The sequence below is a fragment of the Kitasatospora sp. NPDC023385 genome (assembly GCF_055664045.1).
Map to the genome: position 1 here is coordinate 235,824 of NZ_JBVOOL010000001.1, position 15,464 is coordinate 251,287.

15 protein-coding genes are annotated in these 15,464 nt (G+C 72.9%); 9 read left to right on the forward strand and 6 right to left on the reverse strand.

Features of this window, described 5'->3' with window-relative positions:
* Positions 1 to 45: 45 nt before the first annotated feature.
* Positions 46 to 1,161 (forward strand): FAD-dependent monooxygenase, encoded by a 1,116-nt coding sequence (locus tag AC0B61_RS01025; RefSeq protein ID WP_471738464.1) that lies wholly within the window; start codon positions 46 to 48, stop codon positions 1,159 to 1,161.
* Between the two features lie 237 nt (positions 1,162 to 1,398).
* Complete coding sequence (locus AC0B61_RS01030; protein WP_471738465.1) at positions 1,399 to 1,956, forward strand: DUF1990 family protein; 558 nt, start codon at positions 1,399 to 1,401, stop codon at positions 1,954 to 1,956.
* Between the two features lie 94 nt (positions 1,957 to 2,050).
* On the opposite strand, the gene AC0B61_RS01035 is transcribed toward AC0B61_RS01030, so the two are convergent.
* Both AC0B61_RS01035 and AC0B61_RS01040 read right to left on the reverse strand, forming a co-directional pair.
* Positions 2,051 to 2,497 (reverse strand): YjbQ family protein, encoded by a 447-nt coding sequence (locus AC0B61_RS01035; protein ID WP_471738466.1) that lies wholly within the window; start codon positions 2,495 to 2,497, stop codon positions 2,051 to 2,053.
* A 229-nt stretch (positions 2,498 to 2,726) separates the two neighbouring features.
* On the reverse strand, positions 2,727 to 2,993 hold the full coding sequence (locus AC0B61_RS01040; RefSeq protein ID WP_471738467.1) for a hypothetical protein: 267 nt from the start codon (positions 2,991 to 2,993) through the stop codon (positions 2,727 to 2,729).
* A gap of 798 nt (positions 2,994 to 3,791) precedes the next feature.
* Here AC0B61_RS01040 and AC0B61_RS01045 point away from each other — a divergent pair.
* Positions 3,792 to 5,993: a bifunctional glycosyltransferase/CDP-glycerol:glycerophosphate glycerophosphotransferase gene (locus AC0B61_RS01045; protein ID WP_471738468.1), complete on the forward strand. Its 2,202-nt coding sequence runs from the start codon at positions 3,792 to 3,794 to the stop codon at positions 5,991 to 5,993.
* Positions 5,994 to 6,105: 112 nt separating this feature from the next.
* Here the strand turns inward: AC0B61_RS01045 and AC0B61_RS01050 are convergent, their stop codons facing one another.
* On the reverse strand, positions 6,106 to 6,318 hold the full coding sequence (locus tag AC0B61_RS01050; protein WP_471738469.1) for an EF-hand domain-containing protein: 213 nt from the start codon (positions 6,316 to 6,318) through the stop codon (positions 6,106 to 6,108).
* Positions 6,319 to 6,494: 176 nt separating this feature from the next.
* Here AC0B61_RS01050 and AC0B61_RS01055 point away from each other — a divergent pair, with 176 nt between their 5' ends.
* The gene (locus AC0B61_RS01055) at positions 6,495 to 7,163 is read left to right on the forward strand and encodes a lysophospholipid acyltransferase family protein (protein ID WP_471738470.1); all 669 of its coding nucleotides are present in this window, start codon (positions 6,495 to 6,497) and stop codon (positions 7,161 to 7,163) included.
* A gap of 78 nt (positions 7,164 to 7,241) precedes the next feature.
* Here the strand turns inward: AC0B61_RS01055 and AC0B61_RS01060 are convergent, their stop codons facing one another.
* Together AC0B61_RS01060 and AC0B61_RS01065 are read right to left on the reverse strand one after the other, a co-directional pair.
* The gene (locus tag AC0B61_RS01060) at positions 7,242 to 9,077 is read right to left on the reverse strand and encodes an ABC transporter ATP-binding protein (RefSeq protein ID WP_471738471.1); all 1,836 of its coding nucleotides are present in this window, start codon (positions 9,075 to 9,077) and stop codon (positions 7,242 to 7,244) included.
* Between the two features lie 278 nt (positions 9,078 to 9,355).
* Positions 9,356 to 10,129 (reverse strand): SDR family NAD(P)-dependent oxidoreductase, encoded by a 774-nt coding sequence (locus AC0B61_RS01065; protein WP_471738472.1) that lies wholly within the window; start codon positions 10,127 to 10,129, stop codon positions 9,356 to 9,358.
* Positions 10,130 to 10,283: 154 nt separating this feature from the next.
* Between AC0B61_RS01065 and AC0B61_RS01070 the strand changes: the two genes are divergently transcribed.
* The 4 genes from AC0B61_RS01070 to AC0B61_RS01085 are packed head-to-tail and all read left to right on the forward strand — an operon-like array spanning position 10,284 to position 13,311.
* A complete protein-coding gene (locus tag AC0B61_RS01070) occupies positions 10,284 to 10,490 on the forward strand; it encodes a hypothetical protein (protein ID WP_471738473.1) in 207 nt (68 codons plus the stop codon).
* 57 nt (positions 10,491 to 10,547) lie between these two features.
* Positions 10,548 to 11,306: a hypothetical protein gene (locus tag AC0B61_RS01075; RefSeq protein ID WP_471738474.1), complete on the forward strand. Its 759-nt coding sequence runs from the start codon at positions 10,548 to 10,550 to the stop codon at positions 11,304 to 11,306.
* Positions 11,303 to 12,238: a DUF6895 family protein gene (locus AC0B61_RS01080; protein WP_471738475.1), complete on the forward strand. Its 936-nt coding sequence runs from the start codon at positions 11,303 to 11,305 to the stop codon at positions 12,236 to 12,238. Before AC0B61_RS01075 ends, AC0B61_RS01080 begins: the two co-directional genes overlap by 4 nt.
* Positions 12,235 to 13,311, forward strand: coding sequence for a serine hydrolase domain-containing protein (locus tag AC0B61_RS01085; protein ID WP_471738476.1), 1,077 nt, complete (start codon positions 12,235 to 12,237; stop codon positions 13,309 to 13,311). The genes AC0B61_RS01080 and AC0B61_RS01085 overlap by 4 nt, the downstream gene beginning before the upstream one ends.
* A 10-nt stretch (positions 13,312 to 13,321) precedes the next feature.
* Here the strand turns inward: AC0B61_RS01085 and AC0B61_RS01090 are convergent, their stop codons facing one another.
* The gene (locus AC0B61_RS01090; RefSeq protein ID WP_471738477.1) at positions 13,322 to 13,984 is read right to left on the reverse strand and encodes a LysE family translocator; all 663 of its coding nucleotides are present in this window, start codon (positions 13,982 to 13,984) and stop codon (positions 13,322 to 13,324) included.
* A gap of 91 nt (positions 13,985 to 14,075) precedes the next feature.
* On the opposite strand from AC0B61_RS01090, the gene AC0B61_RS01095 reads away from it, so the two are divergent.
* Complete coding sequence (locus AC0B61_RS01095) at positions 14,076 to 15,458, forward strand: aminotransferase-like domain-containing protein (RefSeq protein ID WP_471738478.1); 1,383 nt, start codon at positions 14,076 to 14,078, stop codon at positions 15,456 to 15,458.
* The last annotated feature ends 6 nt before the right edge of the window (positions 15,459 to 15,464 follow it).

Below are 15,464 nucleotides of genomic sequence, written 5' to 3' on the forward strand. Positions count from 1 at the left end.
ACGGCGTACGGGACAGACGTACGGCAGGCACACAAGGAGCGACCGATGACGACAGTGCTCATCTCCGGCGGCGGCATCGCGGGCACCACGCTCGCCACACTGCTGAGCCGTCAGGGCTTCACCCCCACCGTGGTGGAACGAGCCCCCGGGCCGCGCGGCGGCGGGCAGGCCGTGGACATCCGGGGCGTCGCGCTGCAGGTGGTCGAGCGGCTCGGTGTGCTCGAGCCGGTCCGCGCGCACCGCACCCGGATGCGCGGCATGTCCGTCCTGGACGGCGACGGCCGGGAGGTCCACCGCTCCACCGAGAGCACGATCAGCAGCGGACGGCTCGACAGCGGCGACATCGAGTTGTTGCGGGACGACCTCGTCCGGATCCTGCACGAACAGGCGGTCGGGGAAGCGCGCACCCGGTTCGCGTTCGAAGACACCGTGACCGCGCTCGACCAGGACGAAGACGGCGTCCTGGTCTCCTTCGAGCACGCCGAGCAGCGTCGCTTCGACCTGGTCGTGGGCGCCGACGGCCTGCACTCGGCCGTGCGTCGGCTGGCCTTCGGCCCCGAGGAGCAGTTCGCCCACCACCTCGGCATGCACCTCGCCATCTTCAGCGCGGACAACTTCCTCGGGCTGGAGGACTGGCAGCTGTGGCTGCGCGACGGCGAGGCCGGCTACGGCATCTACCCGGTACGCGGCAACACCGAGCTGCGGATCGCCTTCGGCTTCGCGGCCGAGCCGCTGCCGGTCGGCCGACGCGGTCCCGAGGCGCAGAAAGCGCTCGTCGCCGAGCGGATGGCGGCACTGCGCTGGGAGACCCCCAGGCTGCTGGAAGCGCTGGCCGCGGCGCCCGACTTCTACGGCGACTCGATGGCGCAGATCCGCCTGGACCGCTGGTCGCACGGCCGGGTCGTCCTACTCGGGGACGCGGGCTACTGCGCCTCCCCGCTGTCGGGGCAGGGCACCAGCCTCGCCCTGGTCGGCGCGCACGTCCTCGCCGACGCCCTCGTCCGGTCCGAGGGCGATTACCGCGCCGCGTTCGCCGCGTACGCGGAGCGGCTGCGCCCGTTCGTCGCGCTCAACCAGGCCCTGGCCACCGAGAACCCGGGCGGACCGGCGTCCGAGGAATCGGTGGAGCGGGCCAAGAACGCGATCACGCTGGACGGCTGACGGGCGGCAGGAGCAGGCCGCGGGCCGCGAGCCGGCCGACAGAGTTCAGCGAACAGATTTCAAAAAACGTTCGCTGAAGTCTGTTCTCTGAAATCTGTTCGCTGAACGTTGTCCGCTGAACGTCGTCCGCCGCGCCTCCCTACCCCGGCCCCCCGCCCCCCGCCCCCCGCCCCCCGACAGCCATCATCCGTCGGCCCGCCGCTCCTCCCCCTCCGGCCGGCGGCTACGGTGACCGGCATGACCGCCGACCTGCACCGACGCCTGCTCGCCGCCCGCGCCACCGAGCCGTCCTACGCCGAGGTGGGCGCCACCCGGGGCGGGCGGCTGCCGGACGGCTATGCGCACCTTCGGCGGCGGGTGCACCTGGGGCGCGGTCCGGAGGTGCTGGAGCAGGCCGGGCGGTACGTGCTCGGCTGGGGCACCCAGCTGGGCGCCGGCTTCGCGGTCCACCCGGGCGGTCCGGCCCGGGAGGGCGACACGGTGCTGTTGCGGCTGCGCCTTCCAGGGATTCGGTGGCCCCGGCTGGTGATCCCCTGCCGGGTCGTGTGGACGGTGGAGGAGCCGGACCGGATCGGATTCGCATACGGGACGCTCCCCGGGCACCCGGAGTGCGGCGAGGAGGCGTTCCTGGTGTCGATGGACGCCGAGGGCGAGGTGTGGTTCGAGGTCACCGCCTTCTCCCGGCTGTCCGCCTGGTACGCCCGCCTGGGCCGTCCAGTCGCCCTGCTCTGCCAGCACCTGGCGATCGAGCGCTACCTCGCCGCAGTGGCCGCCGAGGCCGCCCGCGTCGCGTGACGCGCCGCGACACCCGCTCCATCCCGTAACCACCGGCCCTCGCCCGGGAGTCGACCGCCGTCGGCCGTCGTCGTCCGTCGCCGGCCGACAACTGTCAGCCCAGGAAGGACAGTCGGACGGTTCGGCGCGGATTGTCCCCATTGGTGTCGACCAGCACCACGGACTGCCAGACGCCGAGCGCCAGTTGGCCACCGAGCACCGGCAGGGTGGCGTGCGGGGCGACCAGCCCGGGCACCACGTGGTCCCGGCCGTGGCCGGGGCTGCCGTGCCGGTGGCGCCAGCGGTCGTCGGACGGGAGCAGTTCGCGCAGGGTGGCGAGGAAGTCGTCGTCGCTGCCGGAGCCGGTCTCCAGGACGGCGATCCCGGCGGTGGCGTGCGGGACGAAGACGTTGAGCAGGCCGTCGCGCCCGGCGGCCCGCTCGTCGAGGAACGCGGCGCAGCGGTCGGTGATGTCGAGGGCGACCTCGCGGCTGCCCGTGCTGATCTCGAAGGTGGTGGTCTGGAAGAGACCGGTCGGGCTTGGGTGGTTGTTGTCCGCCATGGCGCCATCCTGGCTCAGGCCAGGGGGCCTGGCGTACTGCCTCGCCGACTCGCCTTGCCTGGCAGGCAAACTCGCATAGGGTAAGAGGTTCAGACCACGCGGCATGCGCCGGACGCGCGACAATGCCCGGAGCACCGGACACACCGACCATCCGGACACACCGACGACCCGGTGGACCGGGTGGTCCACCGGGTCTGGTTCCGGCGGGGACGGAGGCTGGGGCGAAGCCCTAGCCGCGCCCGCCGAAGAGGCTCCGACGCAGCCGACGCAGCGGTGTCAGCAGCGAGATCCTGGTGTGGCGACGACGGGTCGCCGGGGCCTCGGCGCCGCGCGGCGTCAGCTCCCTTATCAGCCCGAGCGCTTCGGCGGTGTCGACCACCGGAAGTGCGGGCGCGCCGAGCACGGCCAGGTGTCGTTCGATCCGGCGGCCGGTCGTGCCGACACCGCACTGGATCGCCGGCACACGGGGCCGAGTCCGCACTTGCATGTGTTCCATCAGTTTTCCCACCCCTACGAGGCGCCAGGGCCGTGAGGCGAAGACTATCCGTGACTGACGGCCTTCGCGCAACCGTCCTTGGTGTTGTGCCACCGTATCGTGCGGCGTCAACTGACGATGCACCAGGGGCTACTCGACCGGTCACGACTAGGCATCAATGATGGTGCACGACCGGCCATCCGTCAGCGGGGCCAGGAGGCGCGGGCCTGGCGCCCGCGTGCGCGGCATGCGCCCGGCGCACGGGGCGCTGCGGAGGCACCCGCCACGGGTATCCGGTCGTGCGCTCCGCGCACCCCTGCACGGACATCACCGGATAACGGACCTCCCGCACACCTCCCATATAGGGGACAGCCGTCAGATCGACAAAGTGATCTCACGGCCGTCGCTCCGATCGAGAAGTCGACTTCATGAAGTGAACACATTCGAGGGATTGACTCCCGGCGTACGTCCAAGCAATATCTGATGCACACGCCGGTGCCCGCACCGCACCTCTGCGCGTGTTCGAGTGATGAAGAACTCCGGCTCACGCGAGCCACTGCCCGGCCGCCTCGACGCTGCGGTGGCCAGGCTCGCGCGGTGCCCGGACCGGCGGTCGGCCGTAGAGGGTCGGCCAGGCCGCCACCCGACTGCCGGTGCCGCCCCGCAAGGGGCCCGGCACCGGCGGTTCCGGACCTCACCCCGAGGCGCCCCCCGTAAGGCCTGCGGACAAGGCCTGCGGACTCCGGCCGGACCCCCGTCGGAGCCCCGCACCGGACGTCCGCGCAGGTCGTGCCCGGTGGATCGGTACACTCGGCCAGCGTGTCCCTCCTCCTCAGCATCGTGCTCCCGGTCCACGGCGTGGAGCGGTACCTGCCGCGCTGCCTCGACTCGATCCTCGGCGACTCCCCCGTCCAGGAGTCCCGCTTCGAGGTGATCGCCGTCGACGACCTCTCCCCCGACGGCTCGGGCGCGATCCTGGACGCGTACGCGGCCCGCGACCCCCGGCTGCGGGTGCTGCACCTCACCGAGAACCAGGGACTCGGCGGGGCCCGCACCGCCGCCCTGCCGCAGGCGCGCGGCGAGTACGTCTGGTTCCTGGACAGCGACGACTGGCTGCCCGAGCGGACGGTCGGCGTGGTCCTCGACGAGCTCGAGCAGGAGCGGCGCCGGGAGACCCCGGCCGACGTGCTGATCACCGACTTCACCCACGTCTACCCGGACGGCGGGACGGAGCCCAACCCCTGGCGCCACGTGCTGACCGGTTCCCCGCTCGTCGAGGGCTGCACGCTGGCCGAGCACCCGGCGCTGTTCCAGACCGTGATGTCGGTGTGGAACAAGGTGTTCCGCCGCGACTTCCTGGACAGCCTCGGCGTCTCCTTCGGCCGCGGCTACTACGAGGACATCTCGGTCACCTACCCCGCGCTGCTGGCCGCCGAGCGGCTGCGCTACCTCGACCGCCCCTGCTACTTCTACCGACGGGGCCGGGACGGCGCGATCACCGCCACCGCCTCCCCCAAGCACGCTGACGTGTTCGCCCAGTACGACGCGATCTTCGCCTTCCTGGACCGGCCGGAGCGCCCCGGCCGGTCCGTCCCGGACTCACTGCGCACCCTGGTCTTCGACCGGACGGTGCGCCAGGCGCTCAACGTCTACGACACCCCAGGGCTGGTCCCCGCCGACCGGCGCAAGGACTTCTTCCAGCAGATCACCCGGCACTTCGACCGGCACCGCCCGGCCGGCTACCGCTACCCCGGCGGAGTGCGCGGCCTGCAGTACCGGCTGGCCGCGCGCGGCGCCCGGATCGCCTACGCCGAGCTGCGCCGCACCGGCCGGCTGCCGCGCGAACTCAAGCGCGGGGCACGGGCGGTGGCACCCGCGGTGAAGAAGGGGGTGCGCAGCGGCGCCCGGTTCACCGCGTACAACGCCTTCCGCCGGCTGCCGCTGGACGAGCACCTGGCGGTCTACGCGGCGTACTGGCACCGGGGTTACGCGTGCAGCCCAGCGGCGATCTACGAGAAGGCGAAGGAACTCGCGCCGCAGGTCCGCGGCGTGTGGGTGGTGGAGAACCGCCGGCAGGCCGCCACGCTGCCGCCCGGGGTGCCGCACGTGATCGTCAACACCCCCGCCTACCTCCGGGCGATGGCGACCGCCAAGTACTTCGTCAACAACGTCAACTTCCCGCGCACGATGGCCAAGCGGCCCGGCTCGGTGCACGTCCAGACCCAGCACGGCACCCCGCTCAAGGCCATGGGCATGGACCTGCGCGACCGCCCCGCGGCGGCGGAGGGAATGGACTTCGACCTGCTCCAGGAGGCCATCGACCGCTGGGACTTCCTGGTCTCCCCGAACCCGCACACCAGCGAGCACTTCGCCCGCGCCTTCCCCGGCCGGTACGAGATGCTGGACACCGGCTACCCGCGCAACGACCGGCTGGCCGACGCCACCCCGGACGAAGTGCGCGCGATGCGCGAGCGGTTCGGGCTGCGGCCGGACACCCGGGCCGTGCTGTACGCGCCGACCCACCGCGGCGGCAAGGGCGGCTACGTGCCACTGCTGGACGTGGCCGAACTGGCCCGTGAACTGGGGCCGGGCTTCACGCTGCTGGTGCGCACCCACTACTTCCACACCGGCGGACCGGGCGACCTGACGGCCGACGGGGAGGCGGCGCAGATCATGGACGTCTCGGCGCACCCGACCGTCGAGGACCTCTACCTCGCGGCGGACGTGCTGGTGACGGACTACTCGTCGATGATGTTCGACTACGCGGTGCTGGACCGGCCGGTGGTGATCTTCGCGCCGGACTGGGAGGAGTACCAGCGGGAGCGCGGCGTCTACTTCGACCTGCTCGCGGAGCCTCCGGGCGCGGTCGCGCGGACCGCGGCGGAACTGGCGGAGGAGCTGCTGGCGGGCGATCCCGCACCGGGGGCGCGGGCGCGGTTCCGGGCGAAGTTCTGCGTCTGGGACGACGGCGGGGCGGCGGAGCGGGTGGTGCGCCGGGTGTTCCCGGTCGAGAAGCCGTAGAGCCCCAGGGCCCCAGGGCCGACGGGCGGTGCGGGCCCGGGCCCGGCGGGCGGTGGAGCCTCCGGACGGGGCCGGTGCCTCCGGTGCGGCGACCGGCCCCGTCGGCGCGAGGTCAGCGCCGGCGGGCGGCCAGGAACTCCTCGAAGGTCAGGACGCCGTCGTGGTTGGTGTCCATGCTGTGGATCAGCGCCTCGGCCATGGAGATGGTGACGTCGTGGTCTCCCATCTCGTTCGCGGCCAGCGCGTACTCGGACGGGGTGATCTTGCCGTCACCGTCCTTGTCGAAGCGGTCGAAAAAGGCCTTGATCGCCTCGGTGGTCTCCATCGTGCCCTCCTGGGATACTGCGGGGTCGTGCTCGGTTCGGACGGCCGTACCCTACCCGGCCGTGGTGTTCGCCACGGTCGCCGGGAGTGGACGGGCGCGGGGGTGGGTGTCGTAGTCTGCGGATCTGTTGCAGGCCCGGGCACCTCCCGGGCGGTCGTTCGTCCAGGGAGGGAACCATGCTCGACCTCGTCACCAAGCTGGTGCTGAAACCGGTTTCACGCGGAATCTGGCGGCCGGCCATCGAGGGGATCGAGAACGTTCCGCGCAAGGGCGGGGTCATCCTCGCCAGCAACCACCTGTCCTTCATCGACAGCGTGGTGATCCCGCTGACCGCCCCGCGCCGGGTCCACTTCCTCGCCAAGGCCGAGTACTTCACCGGCACCGGGCTCAAGGGCCGGCTCTCCAAGGACTTCTTCGAGGCGATCGGCGCGGTGCCTGTCGAGCGCGGCACCTACCGTTCCGCTCAGGCGTCGCTGGAGTCGGCCCTGGAGATCCTGGAGTCGGGCAAGGCCTTCGGCATCTACCCCGAGGGCACCCGCTCGCTGGACGGCCGGCTCTACCGGGGCAAGACGGGCGTCGCGTGGCTCGCGCTGACCGCGGGCGTGCCGGTGGTGCCGGTGGCGCTGGAAGGGCCCGAGGAGATCCTGCCGGTGGGCAAGCGGGTGCCGCGGCTCAGGAAGGTGACCGTCCGCTTCGGCGAGCCGCTGCACTTCGACGACCTGCACGGGCAGGCCCGCTCGCTGAAGGCCCGTCGGCAGGTGACCGACGAGGTGATGGCAGCGATCCAGCGGCTCTCCGGCCAGGAGGTCGCGGACAGCTACAACGAGGCACCGAAGGCGGCCTAACGGCCTAACTGCCCAGCAGCCTAGCTACCTAGCTGCCGGCGACTTCGAGCGTCGGCTTCGAGCGCCGGCTTCGAGCGCTCAGGCGTGGCCGAGGGCGGCCTCCGGCAGGGCGGTCGCCTCCGGTGCCTCCCGGCGCAGCAGGGCCGCGTACCGGCCGTCGAGTTCCACCAGGTCGTCGTGCGTGCCGAGTTCGACGACCTCGCCATGGTCCAGGACCGCGATCTGGTCGGCGGCGCGGACGGTGGAGAGCCGGTGCGCGATGGTGATGGTGGTCCGTCCGGCGGCCAGGGTGTCCACGGCCTGCTGGACGGCGCGTTCGGTGCGGTTGTCGAGCGCGCTGGTGGCCTCGTCCAGGATGAGCACGGGCGGGTTGCGCAGGATCGTCCGGGCGAGCGCGAGGCGCTGCTTCTCGCCCCCGGAGAAGCGGTAGCCGCGCTCGCCGACCAGGGTGTCGTAGCCGTCCGGCAGGGCCGCGATGGTCTCGTGGACCTGCGCGGCCCGGGCGGCCGCGACCAGTTCGGCGTCGGTGGCGCCGGGTTTGGCGAAGCGCAGGTTGTCGGCGACCGAGGCGTGGAAGAGGTAGGTCTCCTGGGAGACCACGCCGACCGCGCGGGCCAGGGTGTCGAAGGAGAGTTCGCGCACGTCCACGCCGTCCAGGGTGACCCGTCCGCCGGTGACGTCGTACAGCCGCGGGACGAGGTAGCTGAGGGTGGTCTTGCCCGAGCCGGTCTCGCCGACCACGGCCAGGGAGCTCCCGGCCGGGACCTTGAGGTCGAGTCCGGCGAGGGTCGGGCGCTCCTGTCCGGGGTCGTAGCGGAAGTCGACGTGCTCGAAGCGGACCTCGCCGCGGATGTCGGCCAGGCTGACCGGTTCGGCCGGTTCGGCGATCTCCACCGGCAGGTCGAGGTACTCGAAGATGCGCTGGAAGAGCGCGAGCGAGGTCTGCACGTCCACGCCGGTCGAGAGCAGGCTCACGGTCGGGCGGAACAGGCCCTGCTGGAGGGTGACGAAGGCGACCAGGGTGCCGACCGAGACGATCGGCGCGCCGGCGGCGGAGGTCAGGCCGGCCGCCCAGTAGATCAGGGCGGGCATCGCGGCCATCACGATCTGGATGGTGTTCATCCGCCAGCGCCCGGCCATGCTGGCCCGGACCTCCAGGTCGGCGAGCTGGTCGGACTGGCCGGTGAACTCGCGGGCGAGCGAGTCGGAGCGGCCCATCGTGCGGCCGAGCAGGATGCCGCTGACCGAGAGCGACTCCTGGACCGCCGAGCTCAGCACGGCCAGCTGCTTCTGCCGCTCGGTGGTGATCTTCTTGCGCTCCTGGCCGACCCTGCGGCTGATCCAGACGAACAGCGGGAGCAGGAGGAGGGAGACGACGGTGAGCCGCCAGTCGAGGGCGACCATGGCGACGACGGAGGCGACCACCGCGGTGAGGTTGGAGACCAGGCTGGTCGCGGTGGAGGTCACCGTGGACTGCATGCCGCCGATGTCGTTGGCGATCCTGGACTGCACCTCGCCGGTGCGGGTGCGGGTGAAGAAGGCCAGCGACTGGCGCTGCAGGTGGCCGTAGACGGCGGTGCGCAGGTCGTGCATCACGCGCTGGCCGACGGTGGTGGAGATCAGTGTCTGCAGCACGTTGAAGATGCTGTTCACCACGGCGGTGAGGATCATCCCGAGCGCGAGCAGGCTGAGCAGCCCGGTGCGGCCCTGCGGGATGGCGGTGTCCAGCACGGCCTTCAGCAGGAACGGCGAGACCACCGACACCACGGCCGAGGCGGCGACGAGCAGCCCGACGGTGGTGAGGCGGCCCCGGTACGGGCGGAAGAGCGCGAGGATGCGCCGCCACGGGGCCGGCGGGCGGGGCTCGCCCTCGGCGCGCTCGGGCGGCGTCCAGTCGATGGCGGCGGTCCTCAAGAACGGGCCTCCCTGGGTCGGACGGTCGGGCGGGAGTCAATATAGCGAGGATAGCTCATAGTTAGACAAGCTAATAGTGAGATTCAATCCATTCCCGCCACGGTGGATACGACCGCCGGTGGACACCGCCACCGGTGCGCCCGACCGCTCGTGCAGCCCCCGTCCGGCCGTACGAGCCGTCGCACGAGCGGTGGCACGTACGGCCGTACGAGCGGTGGCACGAGCGGCCGCACGAGCGGTGGCACGAGCGGCCGTACGAGCGGCCGATCGCCCTGCCGTCAGTCGGTGCGGTAGGTACGCGCCGCCTTGGACGAGAGGCCGCCGAGCCCGCCGGAGGGCAGCACCCGGGCGAGGGCGACCACGAGCTTGTAGCGCTTGCCCGGCACGGACAACGACCGGCCGCGGGCGAGGTCGCGCATCGCCTCGTCCACCACCCGCTCGGCCGAGAGCCAGGACCAGGAGGGGATGTTGCCGGTGCCCATGCCGGCCCGCTGGTGGAACTCGGTCCGGGTGAAGCCCGGGCAGAGCGCCATCATCCGCACGCCCGTACCGGCGAGGTCGCGCAGCACGCCCTGGGTGAAGCTCACCACCCAGGCCTTGCTCGCCCCGTACGTGCCGCGCGGCAGGAAGGCCGCCACCGAGGCGACGTTGACGACGGCGCCCCGGCGGCGCTCGCGCATCCCCGGCAGCGCGGCCGCGGTCAGCCTCAGGATCGCCTCGATGTGCACCTTCACCATGTCCAGCTCGTCCTGGAGCGGGACGGTCCCGAACTGGCCCTTGTTGCCGAAGCCGGCGTTGTTGACCAGGAGGTCCACCGGGCGGGCGGAATCGGCGAGCCGGGCCTCGACGGCGCCGATGCCCTCCTCGGTCGCGAGGTCGGCGGTCAGCACCTCCGCGTCGACGCCGTACTTTCCGTGCAGGTCTGCGGCGGCGCCCTCCAGGCGCTCGGTGTCCCGCGCCACCAGGACGAGCTGGTAGCCGCTGCGGGCGAGCCGGCGGGCGAATGCGGCTCCGATGCCGGCGGTCGCGCCGGTGATCAAGGCTGTGGTCATGCCACGACCGTACCGACTCGCCGCAACCGAGCCCACACCGAGTGCAACGTCCCTGCTCGGGGGGTTGCGGATGCAGGGTTCCGATCGTGCTCGTAGTGTCGGACAGGGGCATCGCCCGACCGGGTGATGAAATCCAGACGAGGAGGCACATCTGATGCTTACTCAGTTCCGGACCGAGTCGGTTTCGACGTCACGCAGCGCGACGTCGGCCGAGGCCGAAACCCTAGCGAGCCTGATGGTGGAGGACGAGGCCGTCGTGTCCGACGCGCCCACGTACCTGCCCGAGGCCGCTGGTGCCGCCCTGCTGCTCGGTCTCCTGCTGCTGTCGCCGAAGGGCCCCAAGGAGAAGCCGACCCGGTAGCCGGGCCGCCCGGGCCTCGCGCCCGCGTCCAGCCTCTTGAAGGAGGACCGCTTCACCATGCCGTTCGCCGAGACCTCACTCCGTGACGAGTACGCCGCGGCGGTCGAGCGAGTGGCGGGCCGTACCCTCGACGCCCTCCGGGACGGCGGGGGTACGGCCGCGCTCACGGACCCCGACACCGCAGCACCCCGCCCCCTGTTGGCCGCCGTACGGATCCTGGGCGCGGACCTCTTCGCCCCGCAGCTGTTCGCCGGGGCCGAGCCCGACCCGGACACCACCGCCCTGCTGGCCGAGGCACGGCGGGTGCTCCCCGCACCGGTGCCCGCCTCCGAGGACGCCGCGCTGGTGATCGCCTGGCAGGACTGGGCGGCCGGCCGGCTGCTCGCCCGTACGCCGTACGGGGACGACGCACAACCCTCCTCGCCCACCCCCGCGGCCCCGCCGCCGACCTCACCGCGGCCCCCGCTGCCGCCGCCCCTGCGCGACCGGACGGACCTCGGCTGGCGGCTCTGGTCGGGGCGCATGGCGCAACTGTCCGTCCTCACCCTGCCCGGGCTGGACGGCCCGGTGCACGACGCCGCCCGCGCGGGCACCCTGGACCTCGCCCGCGGCACCGTCCGCGCCATGCTCCGGCGCGACCCCGCCACCGCCGTCCGGCTCACCCGCTGGCTCGCCTGGGCCCGCGCCGACGGCCGACCGGTGCGCCTGGAGATCGAACCCGTCCTCGACCGGATCCGCCTGGTCACCGACGGCACCTCCCGCGCCGGCCTCGAACTCGCCATCGCCCACGCCTTGTCGAACGGGGCTTCGAGATGACCGACACCCAGGTGCTCGCCACCGCCCAACAGGTCGGCTCCCGCGCGCTGGCCTGGCTGCACGCCGGCTACCAGGGCGGCTACGGCCGGCTGGCCGACAACACCGTCATCGACCTCGCCGAACCGAACGACGTCTACAAGCCGCTCTGCGAAGTCGCCCTGGCCTCCTCCCTGGTGCTGCGCGACGGCGTCACCGGGCCGCACGACGCCTGGATCGCACACGAACTCCTCGACGCCGCCTGGGCCCAGCTGCGCAACGGCGACCTGCTCTACGAGCGCCAGCTCCGGCACGTCACCGTCATCGACCCGCTGGAGACCTACGGCCACTTCGCCCGGGTCGGCTACCGCCACGCCCCGCTGGAGGAACTGCTCAACTCGATCGGCCGGCTCCGCGCCGTCCACGCCGTCGAGCTCCCGGGCAACCGCCGCCTCGCCCTGGCCAACGCCCGGCGGATCGCGGGGCTCGAACACCAACCGGACTGGGCCGCACTCGCCGGGGGCACCTGGCTCGGCGCCCTCCCCGAACCCTGGACCGTCGCCTGGGTGATCGGCTACCACGTCACCCACACCGTCTTCCACCTCACCGACTGGGGCGCCCGGCCCGACTGCCTCCCCGAACCGATGCGCGACTACCTGCGCGACTGGCTGCCGGTCTGGCTCGACATCTGGCTGGAGATCGAGCAGTGGGACCTCGCCGGCGAGCTGCTCATCGTCGACTCGTGCATCGGCGAGCCGGTCACCGGCACGGCCGGCTGGGAGGCGCTGGCCGCGGCCCAGCAGCCGGACGGCCTGATCCCCTGCGAGGGGTCGATGCCCGACTACGACGACCCGGAGGACGCCTTCCGCGACCACGGACACACCGCCGTGGTCGGGGTGGTGGCCGCAACCGTCGCACTCTCCCGCGCACTCGGCGGCACCCCGGTGACCGCGTGAACGGACTGGAGCCCGCGATCGCCGCGGCCGTCCGGGCGGCCGCGCCGTACGCGACCGCCGTCACGGTGGCCGTGGCGCGCGGGGACCGGGAGGAGTTCCGGTGCCACGGTCGGCTCGCGCGGGAGGCGGACGCACCGCCGTGCACGCCGGACACCGTCTTCGAACTCGGCTCGGTCAGCAAGACGTTCACCGCGCTGCTGCTCGCGGAGATGGCCGCGACCGGAGAACTCGCCCTGGCGGACCCGATGGAGAGCCACCTGCCCGCCGACTGGCGCCCGGTGAGGGCACGTTCGCGCGGCGCCGAGCCCGCACCGATCCGGCTGCTGCACCTGGCCACCCACACCTCGGGCCTTCCCCGTCTCCCGCCGGGACTGCTCACCGAGGCCGTGCCGACCTGGTTCAGCAATCCGTACGCCGCCTTCGGTGAGCAGCAGTTGATGGCCGCTCTCCCCAGAACGACGGTGCGCAGCACACCCGGTAACCGGTACGGGTACTCCAACTACGGTGTCGGACTGCTCGGACGGCTGCTCGCCGAGACGGGCGGACTGCCGTACGAAGGGCTGCTCGCCGACCGGATCTGCAAACCGCTCGGGCTGCGCGCCACGACCTGCGCCCCGGACGCCCCGCACCGGGCCGTCGGGTACCACCGCGGACGGGCACTGCCACCCTGGCGCATCCCCGGGCTGCCGGGCGCGGGCGCCGTACGCTCCTCCGGGGCCGACCTGCTGCGCTACCTCCGGGCCCACCTCCGGGCCCACTCCCGGGGCCACCTCCCGGCCCACTCCCTCGGCGGGGAGGGCGGGCTGGAGACTGCCCTGCGCGACGTCCAGCGACTCCGACTGCGGCTGCCGCACTCGGACGACCGGCTCGGACTGGTCTGGACGAACCGCCGCTCGGGCGGCCGAGACCTCTACTTCCACTCCGGTGGCACCCGGGCCTTCACCACGTTCGTGGGTTTCTCGCCGGAGGACTCCACCGCCGTCGCCGTCCTGGCCAACACCGCACCGGCACTCGACGGTCGCCTCGTCCAGGCCGGGTACGAGGTGCTCCGGGCCGCCAGCCGGTGCGGGTAGCGACTGCGGCTCAGACCGCCACTGCCTTGGCGCGGTCGGCGGCGATGCGGACGGCCAGGCCGGCGAGGACGGTGCCCATCGCATAGCGCTGGACGCGCAGCCAGGCCGGACGGCGGTTGAGGAAGTCGGCGATGCTCCCCGCGCTCATCGCGATCAGCCCGTTGACGGTGACGGCGATCGCGATCTGGACCAGGCCCAGCAGGAGGCTCTGCGCGGCGACGTGCCCACGCTCCGGCGCCACGAACTGGGGCAGCAGCGAGACGTACATGATGGCGATCTTGGGGTTGAGCAGGCAGGTCAGGAAGCCCATCGCGAACAGCCGGCGCGGCGGGTCCGGCGGCAGCTGCTGCGGGGCGAACACCGCCGTGCCGCCCGGCTTGACCGCCTCCCAGGCCAGCCAGAGCAGGTAGCCCGCGCCGGCCAGTTTGATCGCGGTGTAGAGGGCGGGCACCACCGAGAACACCGCGGCCACCCCCGCCGTCACCGCGACGAGGTAGACCAGGAAGCCGGCCGCGACCCCGGTCAGCGAGACCAGTCCGGCGCGGCGGCCCTGCGCGATCGAGCGGGAGACCAGGTAGATCATGTTGGGCCCGGGCGACAGCACCATGCCCAGCGCCACGGCGGCGATCCCGAGCACGGCGTGGCCGCTCACGGCGGATGTCAACGCGTTCATGGAGGGAGGCTAGGACGGGCAACGGCCTCGGTGCAATGATGACTTTGCACTCGGTGCAATGTGCTCGTGACGGACGTCCCGGAGGCCCACGATGGACGAATACCGCCTGATCGCCGACCGGATCGCCGCCGACATCGCGGACGGGCGGTTGCGGCCCGGCCAACAGCTGCCCACCCAGCGCGCCTTCGCACGCACCCACCGCATCGCCGCCTCGACGGCGGGGCGCGTCTACCGCGAACTGGCCCGGCGCGGACTGACCGTCGGCGAAGTCGGGCGCGGGACCTTCGTCCGGGCCGGACGCGGGGCGGACGGCGGACGGGTCGCCCTCGCAGAGCCGGCCACCGCACGCGTGGACCTGGAGCTCAACTACCCCGCCGTGCCCGGGCAGGCCGACCTGCTCTCCGGCGGGCTCGCCCCCCTCCTGCGCGCCGACGCGCTCGGCGACGCGCTGCGGCCGGTCGGCGTGGCCGGGACGAGCGCGGCGCGGCGGGCGTTCGCGGCGCTGGCAGGTGCGGGGTCGGCGGGTGCGGGGCGGGGAGATACGGGGTCGGCGGGCGACTCCTGGGACGTCGACCCCGAAGACCTCCTGTTCGCGGGCAACGGCCGGCAGGCCATCGCCGGTGCGCTCTCGGCCCTGGTCCCGCCCGGACAGCGGCTGGGAGTGGAAGCGCTGACCTATCCGGTGGTCAAGGCGGCAGCAGAACGGCTGGGCATCACCCTGGTACCACTGGCGATGGACGAGCACGGGCTGCTCCCGGAGGCCGTCGCGGCCGCCCACCGGGCTGCGCCGCTGCGCGCCGTGTACGTGCAACCACGGCTGCAGAACCCACTCGGCGTGAGCCTGCCGCCTGAACGGGCGGCAGCGCTCGCCGACGAGCTGCGGCGGCTCGACCTGCCGGTGGCCGAGGACGCCATCTGGTCGTTCCTGCGGCCCGAACTCGCGCCGCTGGCCGCGCTCCTGCCGGAGCGCACCATCCTCGTGGACAGCCTCTCCAAGCGACTAGCCCCGGGCCTGACCACCGGATTCGCGGTCGTCCCGGGCGCGCTGCGCGAGCGGGTGGCGGGCGCGCTGCGCTCGGGCGGGTGGACGCCGAGCGGCTTCGCCCTGGAGGCGGCGGTGCGCTGGATCGGGGACGGCACGCTGGCCGCGGTCGAGGCGGCGAAACGGGCCGACGCGGCGGCCCGGCAGCTGCTGGCGCGCGAGGTGCTGGCGGGGCAGCGAGTGCGGGCCGACCCGTGCTCGTACTACCTGTGGTGGGAACTACCGGGCGCCTGGCGGGCCGAGACCTTCGTCGCAGCGGCGGCGCGCGCCGGGATCTCGGTCACACCTGCGACGGCGTTCACGGTGGATCCCCGGCTCTCGCCGACCGCCGTCCGGGTCGGGCTCGCCTCGCCACCGCTGCCGGTGCTGGCTCGGGCGTTGGAGACGCTGGCGCGGATCGCCGATGGCGGAGGGCAAACGGACGACAGGTGACAACAG